Raw genomic sequence first — 2,211 nt, forward strand, 5'->3', positions numbered from 1 at the left:
AGCAGTTCGCAAACCCCTACCTGGCCCTGGGAAATAGCCCGGTGAATGGAATCGATCCGAATGGGGAATTTTTTGAGATATTTGGGTTGATCAATTTGTTTACGAATAAAAAAGCAGGTCACGTGGACGGGTTCGGGTCGGCAGTTAAGGCATACACAGCTGGATTTTTGTCGGCTATGCTCAGGCCGGTAGAATCAATCGTAAAAGCGGATATAGCGACCAAAGTTGCCCACGTCAACAGCCTTATTGGGGCAATCGGGGGAAACTGGGACCGCGTGGGTATGAGTAATAGGCTTGCGGCGGGTTTATTTCACTATGATAATAATCTGCCGCTCGGAGAGCAGGTTCAAAGTGGATTAATGAGAGAGTTTGAAGGATTTCAGGATTTCTTGGGATATGGCTACGCCCAATTTAATATAACTGCAGGAACAGCCACACGGGTCGATTATTTCGGTGGCGCGACCTTCACGACGACAGAAGGGGATAACCGGCATTATGATGGAGTCACACTTGGTAGATATATAAGCATCAGAACACCTTTCACAATTAATACTAGTTTTAATGAATATGTAAGGAGCACCCCCTTGTTTATGCACGAGTACGGACATGTACTCGATAGCCGTTGGGCTTCTGGACCATTATACATACTGCAAACAGCGATACCCAGCTTACTGACTGTGAATTCTGACAACCATAATTTCCACTGGCACGAACGGAAGGCGAACATTCTTGCGTCACAATACTTTAGGTACTACTATGGCATTGATTGGGACGACGAGGAGAATCCGAGATTTCCAAGAAGATAACTCATCAAAATTTTTATGAAAAAGCGATATGAAAAATGTGCTTTACGAAGAATCGCCCTTGGAATAGGGGGGATAATATTTTGTTTCTTATGCTCAGCATGCCCAGACCATTTTATGGAAAGGGCATATTCGATTGACTTGAGGAATAATTATGAACGGTCGGTTGTTTATTACGCTGCTGGAAGCAAAATGAATTTGCCAACTTATCCAGACACTATGCTACCTGCTGAAAAACCATATATGCAGATCATTAAGCCCGCCGGAATAGGCGGGGAAGGTGGGATGGTTCCCTGGGACCAGCGGTTTGAGCAAATCCCATCGGATACCATTTCTCTCTTTGTGCTTGATCGTGAAATATATGACAAAACCCCTTGGGAGGAGGTCCGGGATGGGTACATGGTCTTGCAGCGATATGATGTGAGTTTAAAAGACCTCCATAGTCTGAATTTCAAACTTTCCTACCCTCCAACCGCAACGATGAAGGATATAAAAATGTTCCCGCCCTATAATGTAAATCATTAAAGGGCCTTAATTATGATTCGATCTTTTGCTGCGACCCTGTTGATCGGGTTCAATTTTTTACCCATGGGCCTATTCGCCCAGACTACCGACATCTTTTCGGTTGGCTTTAATGCCAACTACACCAACGAAAGCGCCTTCGGCGGCGAACTCTTCTTAAAAAGAGGAATAACACTATTCCAGCAGCAGACCGAGATCAAAGCAGGCATCGGAAACCGCTCCTATTCATTCGCATTTGACGGGGTGCAGGACCTGCAGGCTGCGTCGGTGGGGCTTTTCGGTGATCTGGCAATCTACCCTTTCAATCAGGATGGCTTTTTCGTGGGGGTACGCTTGGAGCCTATTAATCTGAATTGGTTGGCTATGGAATCAATGTCGCGGTTTGAAAATGATAAGGGATACCGGCCTTCGTCGTTATATTCCGGTGCATGCGCCTTTTTTCAGGCCGGTTACCGGCTCCGGGTCTCCGACCGCTTCCGGGTCCGATTATACGGTCAGCCGGGCGTGCAGCAGTTCAGGATATCGAACGGTGAAACCACGTTCGGAGATTATATCGACGGGGATTCAACGGAAGGTCTCATCTCGGAAAGCCAGTACAAATTCATATACAATGTCAATCTGGGCGTCGAGATCAGGTTGAAATAGGTCTTTATGTCGTAATCATATCCATGCGACGGCAAGCCCAAATCGATGTATTGATTTATTCTCTGTGCTGGAATTATACCCATATTATCTAATCCCCCTCTCAACACCACTTAACGTCGGATTTTTCCAGATGGATTGATATACTGATACCATAACCATTAAGCCGGATTGATGGGTAATACAGTTAAATTTTATAGGTAATACCGATCAACTCCAAAGGTTGAAAAAGCTGTATTGTCGA

The 2,211-nt window shown here is 45.5% G+C and carries 3 protein-coding genes; all 3 read left to right on the forward strand.

Annotation, left to right across the window (positions count from 1 at the left end; all coding sequences use genetic code 11):
• On the forward strand, positions 1-806 hold an 806-nt coding region (locus U9S71_RS20790; RefSeq protein WP_326329780.1), incomplete at its 5' end, for a hypothetical protein.
• Positions 807-1,046: 240 nt separating this feature from the next.
• Entirely contained in the window at positions 1,047-1,328 is a 282-nt protein-coding gene (locus tag U9S71_RS20795) for a hypothetical protein (protein WP_326329781.1), read from the forward strand.
• A 12-nt stretch (positions 1,329-1,340) separates the two neighbouring features.
• Positions 1,341-1,970, forward strand: a complete 630-nt coding sequence (locus tag U9S71_RS20800) for a hypothetical protein (RefSeq protein WP_326329782.1) — start codon at positions 1,341-1,343, stop codon at positions 1,968-1,970.
• Positions 1,971-2,211: the final 241 nt, after the last annotated feature.

Source organism: Parapedobacter flavus (assembly GCF_035818675.1).
GTDB lineage: Bacteria > Bacteroidota > Bacteroidia > Sphingobacteriales > Sphingobacteriaceae > Parapedobacter > Parapedobacter flavus.